Here is an 18,315-nt window from a genome sequence, read left to right as displayed (position 1 = left end):
AATAATTTATCATGTTAGTTCATATTATGTCTGTTGCATATGCAACATCATTAAAAATAATTTTCAATAACCGTTGAAAATAATTATCATTATATTTTTAATAGTTTTTTAAATTAATTTTAGTGGGAGGTTCTTAATGACAAAAAATTATATTTTTAATTTAATAAGTAATCATACATTCTTCCAACATATATCAAAAGAAGAAATACATTCTGTTATAAACTCTTCGTCTTGCTGTATAAAAACTTTTGATTCCAAAATAAATATTTATAAAGCTGGGGAAAAAATTCAATCTGTTGGAATTATACTTGATGGAATTGTAGATATAATACATACATCTATAAATGGAGATGAAACTATAGTTAATCGTCTTACTAAAGGTCATACTTTTGGAAATTGTTTTTCATGTGTCTCCAATATTAATAATTTAAATGATATTCGTAGCATTACTTTTTCTACAATCTTATTTATAGACATATATAATCTATTAAAAGATTCTAATTTTAGCTATGAATTTCGTATAAACTTATTCGAAAATATTATGAGTTCACTTGCTCAAACTAATATTGCTCTTAATACTAAGATACAAATTTTATCACAAAAAACATTACGTGATAAACTTATTACATATTTTGAGTTACTATCTATACAAAATGGTTCAAATAAAATAACTATTCCATTTAATAGAGAACAGCTAGCATGCTATCTTGGATCAGAGCGTAGTTCTGTATGTCGTGAACTAAGTAAACTAAAATATGACAATATTATTAATATAAATAAAAATAATATTGTACTTCTTAATCAAAATATCTCATAATAAAAAAATCTTGACAAATTGCCGATATCTATCGATAATAATTATTAATATTATTTGATATTAATTACTATTTTGGTTTTTTAATATTTCTTATAATATAATTAACAAAGTAAATAAGAAAGGAGATAGTTACTGTAAAACCAATAAGGTTTAATATATTTTTCAGTAACGAATTTATAATGGAATTAAAAATTTTAGAACTCAGTGCATCTCACGCTTTTGGAGTAAGAGAAGTTAATAAAACAGATTATATATCATTAATTGATCAATATGAACTTGAATCAACAGATTTATCTAAATACAATGTATTATTAATTACATATTTTGCTGACCAAGAGCATTTATACAAAAACAAAAACATAATTGAAGACTTCTTAAATGAAGGAAAGGTTGTTGTATTCTGTGGTCATTTATTCCGCCAATGGTTACCAGGTTGTTCATTATTTATGCCTAAAAAAATAAACGGATATAAAGACTATTTTGTAAGAACACTTCCTAATTCACCTTTATTTAATGATGTTAAAGTTGAAGATATTGTTTGTAATAAAGGTGTTGTAGGATTTTTTGCGCGTGGATATTATTATGCACCAGAAAAAGCTGAAGTTTGTTTAACTTTTACTGATGGTAAAGTTATATCTTATATAGATAGGCATACAACAAATGGAACAATAATTGTTCATGCTGGTAGAAATCTTTTAGGATATAAAAACGAAAATAAAACAACAGATAAAATTAGTGTTCAGGCATTTAATTTATTAAAAAAAGAAGTATGTGGAGGTAAAAACAATGAGAAAAATAGCAGTAATTTATAGTGGACATGCATCCCATTATCGTACTTTCCATGAGCCTAAATTTGCACAGTATATAGAAAAACTTATATACTTACCAGAACTTGAAAATACAGACCTTGATCCATTTGATGTATTAATTGTTCCATCTCAACTTAATTCAAACTTATTATTAAAATCAGCTAAAAAGATTCATAAATTTGCTGATAATGGAAAAACTGTTGTTGCGCTAGGTCCACAACCTTGGGAGTGGATACCTAATCAAAAGTGGGAACATCGCCCAACAAACTTCTGGTGGTGGCTTGAAGAAAATGCAGATAGTGGCTTAAGAGTTAAAAACGAAAATCATCCATTCTTTGACTATTTCACATTAGAAGATTCTTCATGGCATCAACATGGTGTATTTTGGCCACCAAGTAATGCAACAACATTAATTTCAACAATAGATAATGGATCTGTATTATATATTGATGAAGTATCAACAAATGGGACTTGGATTATTACAACACTAGATCCAGATTATCACTTTGGTTCTTATTTCATGCCATCAGCAGAGCGTTTCCTTGAAGCGTTGTTCCCATGGTTAAGTGTTGGAAATTTTAATTAATAATTACATTATTATATATAAAAGCTGCTTAAATAATTAACTTTATTATTAAGCAGCCTTCTTATTTTATATACATATTAATGGTAAATAACTAATAAATTAGGTATATCTCCTACTATCCATTTATATCTAATTAATACACTTTTTTAATTATATTAAATCTTAACATTTATAAAAAATGGTACAAATCATTCAGCAAATTAATACAATAATATATAGGAACAAACTTCATGGGGGTGGCATATATGAATGAAATTGTAAAAGTTACAGATTTATCTCAGACCTTTTACACTAAGGAAGGAGAACTGGAAGTCCTAAAAGACATCAATTTTTCCTTAAACGAAGGACAAATACTTACACTACTTGGACCATCGGGTTCTGGTAAATCAACTATTCTTAATATATTAACTAAACTTTTAAAACCAACTAGCGGTGACGTTGTTATAAACGGTAATATCGGATATATGTTTCAAAAGGATCATCTGCTAGAATGGCGAAATATCATGGATAATATAACTATCGGTCTAGAAATTCAAAATAATAAAACTAAAGAATCTATTGAACAAGTCGAAAAACTGTTAAAAACTTACGGCCTATGGGAATACCGCTATATGTATCCTAAAGAGCTATCAGGTGGTATGAGACAACGTGTGGCTCTTATCAGAACATTAGCTGTTAATCCTGATATATTACTTCTTGATGAGCCATTCTCTGCTCTTGATTATCAAACAAGGTTACTTGTTAGTGATGATGTTTTTAAGATAATTAAAAATGAAAACAAGTCTGCTATATTGGTTACTCACGATATAAGTGAAGCTATATCAATGTCTGATGTAGTTGTGGCTTTATCTAAGCGTCCTGCTACAGTTAAAAATATTTACAACATAGACCTAAGACAAAATGAAGATCTTACACCACTTCAAACTCGTAAAGTTCCTGAGTTCCAAAATTATTTTGACATACTATGGAAGGAGCTGGATTCAAATGAGACTAAGTAAAGACTCTGAAGGATATCTAAACTATATAAAAACAGTTAAAAAGAATAAAATAAAGATACTAATTTCTCAAATCTTACTTCTTGTAGGATTTATAGCTCTTTGGGAAGTTCTAGCTAATTTCAAAATTATAAATACTTTTTTATTTAGTAAACCTAGTGATATCTATCATTTATTCATGACATATGTACAAAATGGGGAATTAATGACACACATATGGATTTCTGTATATGAAACTGTACTAGGACTTGTAATTGGTACAGTACTTGGTATATTAATAGCTATAGCCCTTTGGTGGTCTGAAAGACTTTCTAAAATTTTAGATCCATTCTTAGTAGTTTTAAATGCTTTGCCTAAAACTGCTCTAGCTCCTATTATAATAGTTTGGGCTGGTGCTGGCATAACAGGTATAGTTGTTACTGCTGTTACTATATCAGTAGTTGTTACTATTTTATCTGCATATAACTATTTCATAAATGTTGACGAAGAAAAAGTCAAAATGTTAAGAAGTTTTGGCGCATCTAAGAGTCAAATTTTATTCAAGCTTATAATTCCATCTAATATAGGTAATTTAATAAACCTTACTAAAATTAATATAGGTATGGCTTGGGTTGGAGTCATAGTTGGCGAGTTCTTAGTATCTCGTGCTGGTATTGGTTATTTGATTGTTTATGGTAGCCAGGTATTTAAACTAGACTTAGTAATGATGGGTGTATTTGTATTAGCATTTTGCGCATGGATCATGTATGAAATTTTAAATATTATAGAAAAAATTTATAACTCTAGAAGATAAAACAAAGGGGGCTATCTCTTAATAGAGATATGCCCCCTTTTAAATTATATAAAAATATTAACATTCTTCTTTTAAAGTATAATTTTCTAATTTATTATCCTTTTGAATAACATTAAATAATAGTATTGATGAGAACACTAGCATAACCATATCTGTTATTGGTTGTGCATAAATAAACCCATTAAATCCAAGTACTTTATTTAATATAACTAAAAGAGGCATATAAAGTATTCCTTGTCTTGATATAGATAAGATAAATGCAACAACAACTTTACCCATTGATTGTGCTGATGTTGTAGCTATCATTTGACCACCTACAAAAGGAAGTGAAATTATTAGTGCTCTAAGTATAATTGCACCTTTATTTATAACTTCAGCATCACTTGTAAATAATCCAATTAATGAATTAGCAAATACTCCAAAGACTAAAGCTAAAGTTATTCCTATTATAGAAGTTATTATTATTCCTTTTTTTATAATCTCTTTTACCCTAGCTGTGTTATTACTTCCATAATTATATCCAACTAAAGGTTGACATCCTGCTGAAAATCCCATAAATACAAAAGTACCTATAGTCATTATCTTCATAGCAACACCCATACCAGCAACTGTCAATGTTCCATATCCTATAGCTATATTATTTGCAACAACTGTAGCTACTCCCATTAACATTTGATTTAAAGATGCAGGAACTCCTATTGTAAATATTTCTTTAAATATATTTTTATCATATTTGAAATTTTTTAAATTTATTTTTAAAGTTGTTTTTGAACTTAAAAATGCATACATAAAGTATAATAGTGTTGATGTTTGACCTATTACAGTAGCTATAGCAGCTCCTGATATTTGAAGGTTAAATCCAAATATCAAAACAGGGTCTAATATTATATTAACAACTGTACCTAATGTAAGACCTATTACTGATTGCATTATGTTTCCTTCTGAACGAAGAAGTTGACCAAGTGCATAACTACACATAACAGGTATTGCACCTATAAACATTATAACTATATATTTGTAAGTATAGTCAAGTGTAGCATCATTTGCACCCAATCCTTTTGCTATCATAGGAGACATAAATATACCGCCTATCATAACTACTATACTCATAATAATTAAAATTCCAACTGCTGTTGATATAGTTTTATTAGCTTCATCATAATCTTTTTGACCAATACATCTTGATATATATGATGATGAACCAGAACCAACTATCCCTGCTATTGCCATTAACATCATAAATACAGGAAGTGATATATTTGCTGCTGCTAATTGATTTGAATCATTTAACATTCCTATAAAATACGTATCTACTAAATTATATAAAACTTGAATCATCATACCCATAACCATAGGTATAGATAGTTTTAGTATAGCTTTTGAAACTTTTTCATCTCTTAAAAGTACTATTTTTTTATCTTCCATTTTCCTACTCCTATTTCTATTTAATATTTTTTTTATTTTTCATACAAAATTTAGCTATTAACTTTAATGCTTCATTTATTTCTTCTCTTTCACTTTCTTCAATATTGTTAAACATATTATTTATACCACTGTATAAATTTTCTTCTAACTTAATTGCCATTTCTGTTCCTTTTTGTGTTAATTCTAGATTTGTTGATCTTTTGTCATTTTCATCTTTAATTTTTAATATATATCCATTCTTAATTAAAGTATCAACAGATGTTGTAAAAGCACCCTTTTGAATCCCTATATAAGAATTAATTTTACTCATTTGCCTATGTTCATGTTTATATACAAATAGTAAAATTTTTGAATGTGTTTCATTAAGATTAGAGTCTATTTCTTTTATTGATGAATACTTAAATATATTTTTTGTAAAGTGATGTATTATCATAAAGTTTTCTATAAAATCTAAATTTTTCATATGATATCCCTTCTAATTGGTTTTATTTAAAACTAATATTTATTTATAATTTACCCCAGAAAAATAGTTTTAAACAAAAGTTTTATTTAAAACTATTTTTTATTACCTTAAATTATAAATTTTTATTTATAAAAAATAAATATAAAACTGAAATCTCTCCTTTAACTGTTTATATGATAAGTCCATAGGGTTTGCTTACTACTCATGAGCTTGGATGAAATGTTGAAAATGGTGAGTTTGACAAGTTTTAGTTCCATTGAAAAAAGGACACCCAAAACGGTGTCCTTTTCTTGGCATTAACTACTATCTACCTTGTTTAACTAAATCCATTAAAAGATATAATTTATCTTCATCAACAGTTCTCTCAATAAAAGAAAGAGGATATCTATGATACATTGTACTTTCATGACAAACAAATATTAAGAAATCATCATCTTTTCTAATAAATTCAGTTGTATTTTTAAGCTTTTCAGCACAAAATAGTGCTGTCTCTTCCAGAAAAGTAAATGTATCATCAGGCAACTCTATTCTATCTAATATTCCATTTTGCACTGGTATTCCAAAGTCATCATAGTAACCCTTTGGTATAGGAATGCTATCGTCATACATATAATAAAGTATTGATCCCCAAAAATCTATTGTGTGATTATTTGTGAAGAAAAATATATTTTCAACTTCATTTAAATATTCAAATTCTTGCACATCATATTTGTGAACTTCCAACCCTTTTTTAAGTTGAACATTAAAACCATCCTTAGTCTGATATCGGACTTTTATCCCATATTCTTCTCCATAAAATATTTCTAATGCTATTGCATATATACTTTTATCACAATTAGAAAGCTGATTTTTTAATAAATTTAGCATCTCTAAGTATACATTTTCTTTAAAAGATTCAAATTTTTTCAAAACACCACTCCTTGTATTAAAGTGCTCCAACAGGGCTAATAAAGAGAATCAATCAATTTCAAGTTGTTTGCAATAAATGTCTTTTCAGGATGTTTAGAAAGGTGTTCCCACGCATAGTCATAAGGACTTAGTTTTGTTTTTTCAATAATAAGAGTAGTAATTGATCTAGCAGGTACGCCCTTAAAGTCAACTCCAGCACCAACAAGAATTTTTATTGTTTCTCTTCTATCACCACGATTATCAATCACTAATGTATCATGATAAATTGATTTCTCAACGCCCTTACAACTTTCGTACATCTTATTTAAATCAGCTCCACACTCTATTAGGCAACGTATTGCATCAAAAGCATTATAAATAATTGCCCAACAAAGTGATTTACTCATATGTATTGGATCTACACCATTTTCTAATAAAAACGATATTGCGTCACAGTTATTAGTCTCTGCTGCATCCTGCAATGTTGATACTTTATCTACTGAAGTTGCACTAACTAAGCATCCATGCCCCACTAAAAATTCTGCAAAATTTTTGTCCCAAGCATGTAATATCAACTGGCTTAGTGCATTCCTATTTTGACATCCCTTTTTATTAACATTAGCACCTTTTTCAATCAAATATTTTGCAACATCTAATTTTTTTTCTTCTATACAAGCAAGTAATGCACTATTTTTCATAAAATTTCCTTGTTCTATATTCGCACCAGCTGATAGTAAAAGATCGATTGCCTCTATATTTCCGTTTTTAGCAGCGGCATGCAAAGGTGTACCTGTTTCTATAGTACTCTTTTTTAATTGAGCTGGTTTTACACCAATTATTCGCTCTTTAATCAAATCCATATCATTTATGTAGCATGCATACAACAAAGAGTTATCCTTTTCCATAATTAAACTCCTTTCTTACTATATAAACTATTTTCTCTTAAACAAGACATCAAGATTTTCGTCTATTTCTTCTCGCGTCATTAAAGCTACATATATGCCATTTTCGTCAAGAGTAAAAAAGCCCTTACACTCATCAGGCATGTCATTATATTGTTTTTCTAATTGATCCAATGCTTCTTTAAAGCAGTCATATCTGTACTGTTCAACTAAATATGGCAATCCAAATTTCGAGCGAAGCATTTCATATTCTTGATAATTATAGGGTGTACGGCTTGGTATTTTAACTAAAATATCTATAAATTTTTTCATAAGGGGAGAAATTTCTTTTTCTGATGCATAGATAGCATATCCACGGATGGCAGTTAAACGCATATCAAGATAGCGCTCTTTTTTAAAAGCACTTAAAAAGAATTCTTTTAAATCATATTTTTGACATTGCAAAACAAACGCTTGTAATATTTGATTTCGACTGAAAATATCCTTTACAGTCTTATAATAATCAATAAAGAAATTTGTATCTTCTATTGTGAAGCTTTCAAACCTCATATTTATCATGGCCTCTCTATAAATAGAGCTGTTTAGATAACCTCTTTTTCCAATCTGACTTTTTACAACTTCAATATTTGTCATAAAGCCCCCTCCTGTCTTTAACTTTATAAGTGCATATTATATAAAAATTTCTTTCATGTTTATAATTTAATGTTAGACTATCATAAATCAATCCAATGTCATCAGAAACATAATTCGAAAGTTCACTCCCAGTATTTTTCAAATTATTTTTATATGCACATATTAGTTTTTAATCTTAATATTAAATCTGAATATTTAATACTAATTAAATTAAATATTTTTTCATCAATAATCTTTAAATGTGATATATCTCCATCTGTTAGTAATTCTATTATTTCTATTGCTGTTATTTCTTTGCAGTTGTCATTATTTAAAACTGTTATTATAGGTAACCACTCATCATCATAATTAAAATCTAATATAAATGCATGTAATATCTCTGGTGAATCTAAATTTTCTATTTTTGAACATATATCATCTATATCCTCATTATATAAAAGCTCTTCTAATATATTTTCTTCATCTGAACTTAATGTTAATCTTATAGATCCTTTTGTCTCTAATAACATATCTGCTATTTTTTTATTTTTTCGAGCAAAAAACCATGGAGAATTTTCTATATTTTCGCTTTGGATATTAACTCCATGTTTAATTAGTAATTCTACTACATCTATCATTTTAAACTTTATAGCTTTTTTAAGTGCAGTATCTCCTAATTTATCTTTTAACTCTAAATTAGCTCCCTCCATTATTATAGACTCTATAATATCTATTGGCTTTCTTTGAACTATTGAATTTATAAGTGTAGTTCTTCCTCTACTATCTTTTTTATCTATATCTTCTGGTAAACCTAATAATTGCCTAAAAGCAATCGCATTATCACACATCATATCAATTCCTATTTTAGGATCTGTTATGAAGGGAGCTGTTCCCCAGGATTCTAAACCACTACAAGCAATTCCAACATAATTTGTGATATAACTTTCAAAATTTAGACCCAATATCCATCCGTGTTCTTCTGCATCATCATGACTTAGATAAACAACATTTGGCTCATCTTTATCACTTAATAAATCAAGGGCTATTACATCACCATTACCAATACACATCAACCCTAATTTATTATGCCAAACCTTATCGTAATCATCTTCTGGATTGAAAAAACATTCATTAACCCAGTTTTCTATACTATCCTGTGCATCAATGATACCAGATAAACTTATGTTTAATTCAAACAATCCAATGTCAAAGAATTTCTTGTTTTTTTGGATTTCTTTAAGTAATGTTTCATCAAGATCTATAAAAAAATTTATATCCTTGGATACAGTAGAGAAAAATTTCTTTAGACTATTTGGAAGTTGCTTTCTTAACTTACGCTCTGTTTCTTCGATTTCCTCTTTTGTTGCGGCAACATCTACATTAAGTATAACTTTACTATTTGATGAATTAAGCGTTTCTTTAAGTAATTCCAATGATTTTATTAGTTTGCTGTAGCTCATTTTGACCTCCCAATATAAATAATGACTTATTCTTTTATATTTACAATTCTATAGCCTCATATTTAAATCCAATAGATTCTATAAATTTAAGCATATCGTCTGTAGATATAAAAATTGTCTTGGTATTATCATTAGGATGAAAACTCATTCTATCTTCCAAAAGAATTTCTTTATCAAAGTAAACTTGGACATCTTTTTCTACATTATTTAGCAACCCAAATATAGATACAGCTCCTGGAAACAGCCCTATTTTGTCCATTAAACGGTTAGCTGAACAAAACTTAATATGGTTTGTTCCTGTTATAGTTCCAAATTTCTTCATATCTAATCGTTTCTGTCCATCCATAATAAGTAAATAATATACGGTTTTCTTTTTATTTGTTAAGAATAATGACTTTGTTCTAGCTCCATCTATCCCCTCAATGTATGAATCAGCTTCTTCTGTAGTTAATACTGGAGGATGTTTTACAATTTCAAAATCAATATTTAATTCTTCTAGTTTATCTTTAACCTTTTCATAAGCTTCCATATGAAATACCCCTTTCATCATTTACATATTTTGTAATTTATTATATCATTTATAACACAAACTGGCTATTTTAAAAGGTATCCACTAAATTCCCATCCACGTTATAATTAGCTTTTTATATTTAGAACTCCTAAGCTAATTTGTAATTTATTCCTATTTAGTTTATAATGAAATCATTCTATATACTATAATTATAATATATAGCAAAATTTAAAATAGCATCGGAGGAAACATATATGTATTCAGCAGAATATTTCATAAAAAATTTAAACTTAGAAAAGCATGTAGAAGGTGGATATTTTAAACAAACTTTTGCTTCAAGTGAAAATATTACATCAAATGATTTAAGAACAAAATTTGAAGGCGAAAGAATACTTTGGACTAGTATTTATTTTTTACTTATGGATGGCGAAGTATCTAACTTCCATAGACTAAAATCTGATGAAATGTGGTATTATCATGCAGGTTCTCCTTTAACAGTTTATATGATAAGTCCAGAGGGAGAGCTTACTACTCATGAGCTTGGATTAAACGTTGAAAATGGTGAGGTTCCACAAGTTTTAGTTCCTAAGAACTATATATTTGGTTCTGCTATGAATCATGAAGGCTTCTCATTAGTTGGATGTATGGTTTCTCCAGGATTTGAATTTAGAGATTTTGAATTATTCAAAAGAGATTATTTACTAGATTTATATCCTCAACACGAAGAAGTTATAGTTAAATTAACTAGAGATTAATATATACATAAAAAAAGGAGCTATTCTCTATTTTGAGATAGCTCTTTTTTATATCATATATTTTTATTATCTATTTAGACAAACACCATTTCCATCAAAAGAATAGTACATACCATCTATATACATACTTGTTCCTGCTATCATGTTTCCACCATACATGTATATTTCATCTCCGTATACATAGTCTAAGTAATACCACTTACCATACTCTTTTATCCATTGACCTGTTTTTATAGTACCATCACCATTTCCATAGTACCATTCATCACCAACTTTTATCCAACCTTTTTTTTCTATCATTGCTCCATTTTGGTCAAATATATAGCATTTTTCATTTACATCAAATACACCATTAGTTACTATATTCCCACCTTGTGATAATCCATCAAAATAAGTTGCAAAATACCATTTATTCCCCTCTTTTATCCATTGATTATACTTCATAGTACCATCGCCATTTCCATAATACCAACTATCCCAAAGTTTAATCCAACCTTTTTTCTCTACCATTGCTCCATTTTGATCAAATATGTATGTCTTATTCCCTATATCTGCTGGTCCTATAGTAAGCTCACCTGCATAATCTTGATACCCATTTCCACCTAAGTAGTACCATTTACCTGCATCTTTTACCCATTCTTGGTCCTTTATAGTTCCATCTCCTTTGCCATAGAACCACATGCCTTGCTGCCCAAGGTTTAATTTAATCCAACCTTTTTTATTAACCATAGCTCCATTACTTCCAAATATATAATCTTTTCCATCTATATATTTCACAGTATTGCTTATCATATTTCCATATTCATCAAAATAATACCAGCTACCTTTATCTTTTACCCATTCATTTTCTACAAATCTTCCATCTTTTATATAATACCATTCTCCAAAATCATTATTAAACCAACCTGTATATGATGGACTTTGGTCATCATACCTGAATATAGTATCATTATTTCTTATTTCTTTTCCATTTGCATGAGTGATAGCAGTTTGCCCCCCTATAAATATAAGCCCTGCCACTACTAAGCTTAAAATACGTTTGTTCATTTTATTCCTCCTATAAACTTTATCCCTCTGTTAATTTATGTCTGATTTTACCCTTAACTTCATATATTTTTCTTAATGAAGATTTTTATATTTACTCATATTTAATTAACGAAGTAATTTTTTTAATTCAATACAAATTATACCTAAATATGGAAATTTTTACAATATAAGCAACAAAAATCCAATTTTATGTTTAAAAAGTTATCTTGACTAGCTATTGTTTTAAGATACTAGTAAAAAAGGAGCTATTCTCTATTTTGAGATAGCTCCTTTTTATTTAAATTATTTCTTTAATATTGATTTTATCTTAGCAAATATTCCTTCATTTCCATTTCCACCAACTTGAGTTAACATTTTAGTTTTCTTAGTTGATAAAACTTGTACTTGCTTTTCATTTAAGTTATCTGAACCTATAACAACTGGTGCATCTACCTTAGCTGCAACTGCTCCTACTGCTAATGCATCTACTAAATCAGTATTGTTTTTGATTCCATTTTTAGCTACATATATATTGTTAAGTTCTTCGTTAGTGTAGAACTTCTCAATTACCATAGCATTAGTTTCATTTCTATCTTTTCCACCAATTCTTTCTGCATTAGGTAATTTAGCTGCTACTTCTTTTGATATTGAAGCTTCTTGACCTATTACATATGATTTAGTTACTTTTTCATCTTTTATATAGCTATCAGATACTTTTGTACCTTCAGTTGGTGAAGAGAATAGTATTGGCATATTTTTACTAGCTGCTACTGGAGCTACACTTACAGCATCTGCTAATCCTTTTTGTCCATTAACTACAGCTACTTCTGATACATCGCCTAATTTCTTAGCTACTTGTAGAGCTGTTTCGTATCTATCTTTACCACTTATTCTTTCAACGTTTAAGTTCATTGATTTAAGTTCTTTAGATACTGATTCTTCTACTCTAGTATCTCCACCTATTATATAAGCATTTTTTGCACCTAATCTAGTTATCTCTGCTTTTGTATTAGCATCTAAAGTTTTGCTACCTGTTAAAAGTATTGGAGCATCTTTAAGTTTTGCAAATGGTGTTGCTGCTAATGCATCTGCATCACCTTGAGAGTTAACTATTATTACATTATCAGCTTTTTTAAATGCGCTTTCACTTATTTTAACTGCTGTTTCGTATCTTGAGCTTCCAACAAGTTTGTTTGTATTTACTGCATATGTATTTATTATATTAGGATTTTTGTTTATATCTATTTTATTTAATCCTAAAGTTCCATTTCCATTTCTATCTTCTTTTGAGAATTTTTCTGTATACTTTTCAAATGCTTCTAAATCACCCATAACAACTTCGTATTTAGATTCTTTGAATGTATCAAATCCATCTCCACCTTGTGCTAAGAATATGTTTACAACAGCATTTATCTTAGTATCAGCTTTTACTTCTGTTTTCTTTTCATCTTTTAAGTTTATGCTATCTACTTTTACTACCCATTTTCCATCTTTCTTTTCAGGATGCCATTTATATGTAAATCCATCTATTTGTAACATTCTTGGTCTATTGTATTTACCTTCTTCTTGTCCTACTATCCAGTCATGTATTTCTTGTTTTTCTAATATCTCTTTTAATTGAGCTCCTGTTAATGTAAGCTTAGTTAAATCATTACTAAATGGTTGTATAGTATAAACATCTTCATAAGTTACATCTCCAGCTTTTAATTCAGATCTAACTCCACCTATGTTCATTAAAGAGATATCTATATTTTCTCCTTTATCTCTTACTGCCCAAAGTTGAGCTTCAGCTATCATTCTTCCAAGTTCAGCTTCTCCATGATCATTATCTATTGTTCTTGGTATTTCTTCTTCTGCATATCCTACTTTTCTTTCAAGCATTGGTTTTACATCTTCAGCTGCTTTTTGAACTATATTTGTAACTTTAGCATCTGCAGTTATTTTCTTAGGATCAACAGATATTATATTAGCTTTACTATTAACTACATCACCTGTTGTTTTATCTATAGTTAAGTCTATTTCACCTATGTTTTGCCCTTTTGAATAAGCTTCTGTTACAACTATATCATCTTTTCCTTCTCTTTTAACAACTGAGTTTGCATAGTCATGATTGTCAGCTGCTATTATAACGTCTACTTCACCATTAACTTTTTGAGATATATCATATATATCACTTTCTTCAGATAAATCTATTAATTTACCTGTGTCTTTGTCTGTTTTTGCTGGAACATGTGATAATACAACTATAGTTTTAACACCTTGAGACTTTAATTCTTCTGTGTATTTATCTATAGCTTGAACTTCATCTATAAAGTCTACATCTTTTATTCCATTTGGAACTACTTTTTTAGCCGTATCTGTTGTTACAACCCCTATAACTCCTACTTTTACTCCATCAAATTCTTTTACTGTATATGGATTTAAAATTGGATCACCTTTTTTTATAGTTTTATTTCCAAATTGTAAATCTTTATTAGCTACAACATTTGAAGTTATCCATCCTAAACCTTCTGACCCTGCCCAGTCAAGTCCTGATGCATGTTTTCCACCTTGTACTAATCTTGCTAACTCAGTTATACCTTCATCATATTCATGGTTTCCAGTTGTAACTATATCTACATTCATTTCTTTTAATATTTCAAGTGTTGGTTGATCTTGTTTTAGAGCGGCTACTGCAGGACTTCCCCCAACTGCATCTCCTGCTGACATTGTAAGCGTATTTTTATTTTCTGATTGTAATTTTTTTAGATATGCTGATAAGTTATCTATTCCTCCACCATATTTAGCATCTGCATCATATTGTCCATGTAAATCATTGAATGATAATAATTTTACATCTACTGTACTCCCTTGTGCATTTGCTATTGCTGGTTGCATTATAGGCACTATTAATCCTGCCGAAAGAGCTATTGTTGCTAATCTTTTAGTTCCTCTTTTGTAACTCATATTTAATTCTCCCCCACGTTTATAATAATTTTTAAAATATAAGGAAGTCTCTCAAATAAAACTTAAGTTTATGAGATTCTTCCTTATACTGGTTTTAATAAAATGTTATAAATTAATTAATTTATTTTTTTAATACATTCTTTAATTTGTTAAATATTCCTTCATTTCCGTTTCCACCAACTTTAGTTAACATTTTTGTTTTCTTAGCTGATAAAACTTCTTCTTGTTTCTTATCTACGTTTTTGCTACCTATTACAACTGGAGCATTTTCTTTAGCTGCAACAGCACCAACTGCTAATGCATCTATTAATTCACTTTCATTTTTCATTCCATCTTTAGCTACATAAACATTGTTTAATTCTTCACCTTTGTAGAATTCATCTATTATCATAGCATTAGTTTCATTTCTATTAGCTCCACCTAATCTTGTTGCATTAGGTAATTCTTTTGCAGTTTCTTCACTTACAGATGATTTTCCACCTATTACGTAAGCTTTATTTACTTTTTCATCTTTTATAAATTGTTCATATTGTTTTACACCGTTATTTGCTGAAGAAAGAAGTATAGCCATGTTTTTGCTACCAGCAACTGGTGCTACACTTACTGCATCTGCTAATCCTTTTTGTCCGCTAACTACTGCTACTTCTGATACATCCCCTAGTTTTTTAGCTATTTGTAAAGAAGTTTGATATCTATCATTTCCAGCTATTCTTTCTACATTTACATTCATAGATTTTAATTCTTTTACTACAGATTCATCTACTGCATTAGTTCCACCTACTATATAAACATTTTTAGCACCTAATCTAGATATTTCTGCTTTAGTTTTAGCATCTAAAGTTTTGCTACCTGTTAAAAGTATTGGAGCATTTTTAAGTTTTGCAAATGGTGTTGCACAAAGACCATCTGTTATAGCTGAAGAGTTTACTATTACTACGTTTTCAGCTTTATCAAATGCACTTTGACTTATCTTAGTAGCTGTTTCATATCTTGTAGTACCTGTTAGTTTTTGCTCTGGTATTGAACTACTTATGTAGTTTAAGTCGTATGAATACTTACTCATTCCGTCTACATCTGCTCTGTCTGCATCTATAGCTTGATTTTCTGATAAGTAATTCTTACCATTTTCATGTGAAGTGAATACTACTTTAGCATCACTATCTACTGATTTTATTTTCCAGTTGTTATCAACACTTGGAGTTATTGCTCCTTGTTCTTTTATATAATCAACTATTGTTTCTCTATTTTCATAAGCACTTTCGTATACTCTTTGTCCATCTCTAACACCTGGGAATGTTCCACTTCCTCTATAGTTATTAGTTGCAACTAAGAATTCTTGTTTTGGATCTAAATCCTTACCTTTGAACTTTAAGTTAGTTATTCTTGAAGTATTTGCATTTACTGTTTTACCATCTTTATCGTATTTAGCTGGTTTTGTTACATCTATTTCATAAGTTAATCCTTCTATACTATCAAAGTTGTATGATCTATAGTTGTGGTTGAATAGTTCTTGCTCTGTTTTAGAGTTTGGATCTATTGTGTTGAACATTCCAGCACACATTTCTAACCATTCTTTGATTTGCTCTCCATTTAATTTTACAACAGTTAAAGTATTGTCATATATATATAAGTTAGATAAATCTTTTATTTTTAAATCTCCAGCTTTGATGTCAACAAAGTTTGTTGGATCATTAAATTCTCTTCCACCTGCTTTAAATGGTGCTGCAGCTGATAATACTTCAAGGTCTTTGTATGGTTGTAATTCTGTTTGACCTTGCTTCATTATTTTTTCTACATATGATTTTTGAGAATTTGCTACTAATTCAACTGAAGCATTATCTGCAACTAATGAGAAGAAACTATTTAAATCTTTAGTAGTTTTTCCAACTCCTGAGTTAACATATTTTACTGTTGCTTCGTGTGCTGCTTTTAATGAAGCACTTTCTGTTATTCTTGTATCGTTTACTGCTGCTTTTCCAACTCTAATTGGATCTTTTGCTGTTCCATAAACTTTACCATCAACATTTCTTCTTTCTACAGAACTTTCTTCGTCTACTACGCCCCACTTACCATCTTTTTGAGTTAATTTTAAGTCAACTACACCTAATTCTTTACCCCAGTTAGATGGTTGTACTAATTGTACTCCATTTTTTTGAGCAATTGCAGTTGAATGAGAATGTCCTGCTACTACTACATCTATTCCATCTACTTTAGTTAATTGATAAGCTGCATTTTCTGAATTTTCAACGTGCTTATCATCATCCCCAGTACCACTATGTGCTAGAGCTACTACTATATCTACGCCTTCTTTTTCTTTTAATGTTTTAGTAACTTTATCTGCTGCAGTTTTTATATCTTCAACTTTAACTTTTCCTTCTAGGTTTTGCTTGTCCCAGTTTAATATTTGAGGTGGAACAAATCCTGTTATACCTACTTTTATAGTTTGTTTATTTCCATTTGAATCTACAACTTCTTCAGTTACTACCTTATATGGGTTAAATGCATTAGTTCCATCTGTGTTTAAAACATTTGCATTTATGATGTCTGTTTTCATAACAGATTTATCTGTTATTTGCTTTAAGAAATCAAGTCCATAGTTAAATTCATGATTTCCTAATGTACCTGCATCATATTCTAAAATATCTAATGCTTCATATGCAGGATATTTTTCACCTGGCTTAGTTTTTGTTTCTGAGTTCATAGCATATACTGTTGCTAGTGGATTTCCTTGTATTGTATCTCCATTGTCAACTAATAATGCGTTATCTATTTTATCGTTCCCATTTCCATTTTTATCTATTTCAGCTTTTGCATCTTTTATAAGAGTTGCAATTTTTGATATACCTAAATTTTGATTTGGTGTGTCTGTATAATAATCATGATCCATTATATTTGCATGTAAATCTGTAGTTGCCATTATTCTAAAGTCAACTGTTGGACTTTGATTTGCTTTTACTTCTGTGTTTTGATTTGTATTTGTTTTCTCAATTGCTAATACAGGCATTGCTGCTTGTCCTGTCATTGCTGCTGCCATAGCTATTGTAGCTATCTTTCTCCCCTTGTTTTTCATAAACATCCTCCAATATTATATTGCTAAATAGTGTACATCATTTATAAATAGTACGCTCATTTATAATATAGTATAATTTTCGAATATTGTAAACATTTTTTTATGTTAGATTCGACTTATTTTTACAGGAATACGTATTCTAAAGTTAATTTTTATTCTTTTATACATATATGCATGAACATTTTCTAATATAATTAGATTTTATATTCAATTTTAATTTTTAATCAAAATTAATTTTTTATTTCATTTTAATCTTC

General features: G+C 28.9%; 16 protein-coding genes. 6 read left to right on the top strand and 10 right to left on the bottom strand.

Annotated features, from left to right (window positions below; genetic code table 11):
- Positions 1-136 precede the first annotated feature (136 nt).
- The 5 genes from BLP75_RS07120 to BLP75_RS07100 all read left to right on the top strand — a co-directional run bounded on the left by BLP75_RS07120 (position 137) and on the right by BLP75_RS07100 (position 4,000).
- Complete coding sequence (locus BLP75_RS07120) at positions 137-817, top strand: Crp/Fnr family transcriptional regulator (RefSeq protein WP_092724961.1); 681 nt, start codon at positions 137-139, stop codon at positions 815-817.
- Between the two features lie 179 nt (positions 818-996).
- Positions 997-1,629, top strand: a complete 633-nt coding sequence (locus BLP75_RS07115) for a phosphate starvation-inducible protein PhoH (protein WP_092724960.1) — start codon at positions 997-999, stop codon at positions 1,627-1,629.
- Positions 1,604-2,212: a hypothetical protein gene (locus BLP75_RS07110; RefSeq protein ID WP_092724959.1), complete on the top strand. Its 609-nt coding sequence runs from the start codon at positions 1,604-1,606 to the stop codon at positions 2,210-2,212. Before BLP75_RS07115 ends, BLP75_RS07110 begins: the two co-directional genes overlap by 26 nt.
- A gap of 245 nt (positions 2,213-2,457) precedes the next feature.
- Positions 2,458-3,210, top strand: a complete 753-nt coding sequence (locus BLP75_RS07105; RefSeq protein WP_092724958.1) for an ABC transporter ATP-binding protein — start codon at positions 2,458-2,460, stop codon at positions 3,208-3,210.
- The gene (locus BLP75_RS07100) at positions 3,197-4,000 is read left to right on the top strand and encodes an ABC transporter permease (protein ID WP_092724957.1); all 804 of its coding nucleotides are present in this window, start codon (positions 3,197-3,199) and stop codon (positions 3,998-4,000) included. The genes BLP75_RS07105 and BLP75_RS07100 overlap by 14 nt, the downstream gene beginning before the upstream one ends.
- Before the next feature lie 57 nt (positions 4,001-4,057).
- Here BLP75_RS07100 and BLP75_RS07095 read toward each other — a convergent pair whose 3' ends face one another.
- From BLP75_RS07095 to BLP75_RS07065, 7 genes are all read right to left on the bottom strand, one after another.
- A complete protein-coding gene (locus BLP75_RS07095) occupies positions 4,058-5,425 on the bottom strand; it encodes an MATE family efflux transporter (protein ID WP_092724956.1) in 1,368 nt (455 codons plus the stop codon).
- 16 nt (positions 5,426-5,441) lie between these two features.
- A complete protein-coding gene (locus tag BLP75_RS07090) occupies positions 5,442-5,888 on the bottom strand; it encodes a MarR family winged helix-turn-helix transcriptional regulator (RefSeq protein ID WP_092724955.1) in 447 nt (148 codons plus the stop codon).
- Between the two features lie 303 nt (positions 5,889-6,191).
- Positions 6,192-6,797, bottom strand: coding sequence for a hypothetical protein (locus BLP75_RS07085; protein ID WP_092724954.1), 606 nt, complete (start codon positions 6,795-6,797; stop codon positions 6,192-6,194).
- 35 nt (positions 6,798-6,832) lie between these two features.
- A complete protein-coding gene (locus BLP75_RS07080) occupies positions 6,833-7,681 on the bottom strand; it encodes an ankyrin repeat domain-containing protein (protein ID WP_092724953.1) in 849 nt (282 codons plus the stop codon).
- Positions 7,682-7,708: 27 nt separating this feature from the next.
- Positions 7,709-8,311 (bottom strand): hypothetical protein, encoded by a 603-nt coding sequence (locus BLP75_RS07075; RefSeq protein ID WP_092724952.1) that lies wholly within the window; start codon positions 8,309-8,311, stop codon positions 7,709-7,711.
- 149 nt (positions 8,312-8,460) lie between these two features.
- Complete coding sequence (locus BLP75_RS07070; RefSeq protein WP_092724951.1) at positions 8,461-9,750, bottom strand: ankyrin repeat domain-containing protein; 1,290 nt, start codon at positions 9,748-9,750, stop codon at positions 8,461-8,463.
- A 40-nt stretch (positions 9,751-9,790) separates the two neighbouring features.
- The gene (locus BLP75_RS07065) at positions 9,791-10,279 is read right to left on the bottom strand and encodes a prolyl-tRNA synthetase associated domain-containing protein (protein WP_092724950.1); all 489 of its coding nucleotides are present in this window, start codon (positions 10,277-10,279) and stop codon (positions 9,791-9,793) included.
- 236 nt (positions 10,280-10,515) lie between these two features.
- Between BLP75_RS07065 and BLP75_RS07060 the strand changes: the two genes are divergently transcribed.
- Positions 10,516-11,016, top strand: coding sequence for a cupin domain-containing protein (locus BLP75_RS07060; protein ID WP_092724949.1), 501 nt, complete (start codon positions 10,516-10,518; stop codon positions 11,014-11,016).
- A 66-nt stretch (positions 11,017-11,082) separates the two neighbouring features.
- Here BLP75_RS07060 and BLP75_RS07055 read toward each other — a convergent pair whose 3' ends face one another.
- The 3 genes from BLP75_RS07055 to BLP75_RS07045 form a co-directional block, all read right to left on the bottom strand.
- Positions 11,083-12,063: a hypothetical protein gene (locus tag BLP75_RS07055; RefSeq protein WP_092724948.1), complete on the bottom strand. Its 981-nt coding sequence runs from the start codon at positions 12,061-12,063 to the stop codon at positions 11,083-11,085.
- A 282-nt stretch (positions 12,064-12,345) separates the two neighbouring features.
- On the bottom strand, positions 12,346-14,988 hold the full coding sequence (locus BLP75_RS07050) for a cell wall-binding repeat-containing protein (RefSeq protein ID WP_092724947.1): 2,643 nt from the start codon (positions 14,986-14,988) through the stop codon (positions 12,346-12,348).
- A gap of 121 nt (positions 14,989-15,109) precedes the next feature.
- On the bottom strand, positions 15,110-18,058 hold the full coding sequence (locus BLP75_RS07045) for a bifunctional 2',3'-cyclic-nucleotide 2'-phosphodiesterase/3'-nucleotidase (RefSeq protein ID WP_170827937.1): 2,949 nt from the start codon (positions 18,056-18,058) through the stop codon (positions 15,110-15,112).
- Between the last annotated feature and the right edge of the window lie 257 nt (positions 18,059-18,315).

The organism is Romboutsia lituseburensis DSM 797 (assembly GCF_900103615.1).
Taxonomy (GTDB): Bacteria; Bacillota; Clostridia; order Peptostreptococcales; family Peptostreptococcaceae; genus Romboutsia_F; species Romboutsia_F lituseburensis.
The sequence above is the reverse complement of the archived record's forward strand: the minus strand, read 5'-3'. Positions and strand labels throughout refer to the sequence as shown.

Coding starts and splice junctions, on each gene's coding strand:
- BLP75_RS07120 (WP_092724961.1), top strand. CDS start 137: ATGACAAAAAATTATATTTTTAATTTAATAAGTAATCATACATTCTTC.
- BLP75_RS07115 (WP_092724960.1), top strand. CDS start 997: ATGGAATTAAAAATTTTAGAACTCAGTGCATCTCACGCTTTTGGAGTA.
- BLP75_RS07110 (WP_092724959.1), top strand. CDS start 1,604: ATGAGAAAAATAGCAGTAATTTATAGTGGACATGCATCCCATTATCGT.
- BLP75_RS07105 (WP_092724958.1), top strand. CDS start 2,458: ATGAATGAAATTGTAAAAGTTACAGATTTATCTCAGACCTTTTACACT.
- BLP75_RS07100 (WP_092724957.1), top strand. CDS start 3,197: ATGAGACTAAGTAAAGACTCTGAAGGATATCTAAACTATATAAAAACA.
- BLP75_RS07095 (WP_092724956.1), bottom strand. CDS start 5,425: ATGGAAGATAAAAAAATAGTACTTTTAAGAGATGAAAAAGTTTCAAAA.
- BLP75_RS07090 (WP_092724955.1), bottom strand. CDS start 5,888: ATGAAAAATTTAGATTTTATAGAAAACTTTATGATAATACATCACTTT.
- BLP75_RS07080 (WP_092724953.1), bottom strand. CDS start 7,681: ATGGAAAAGGATAACTCTTTGTTGTATGCATGCTACATAAATGATATG.
- BLP75_RS07075 (WP_092724952.1), bottom strand. CDS start 8,311: ATGACAAATATTGAAGTTGTAAAAAGTCAGATTGGAAAAAGAGGTTAT.
- BLP75_RS07070 (WP_092724951.1), bottom strand. CDS start 9,750: ATGAGCTACAGCAAACTAATAAAATCATTGGAATTACTTAAAGAAACG.
- BLP75_RS07065 (WP_092724950.1), bottom strand. CDS start 10,279: ATGGAAGCTTATGAAAAGGTTAAAGATAAACTAGAAGAATTAAATATT.
- BLP75_RS07060 (WP_092724949.1), top strand. CDS start 10,516: ATGTATTCAGCAGAATATTTCATAAAAAATTTAAACTTAGAAAAGCAT.
- BLP75_RS07055 (WP_092724948.1), bottom strand. CDS start 12,063: ATGAACAAACGTATTTTAAGCTTAGTAGTGGCAGGGCTTATATTTATA.
- BLP75_RS07050 (WP_092724947.1), bottom strand. CDS start 14,988: ATGAGTTACAAAAGAGGAACTAAAAGATTAGCAACAATAGCTCTTTCG.
- BLP75_RS07045 (WP_170827937.1), bottom strand. CDS start 18,058: ATGAAAAACAAGGGGAGAAAGATAGCTACAATAGCTATGGCAGCAGCA.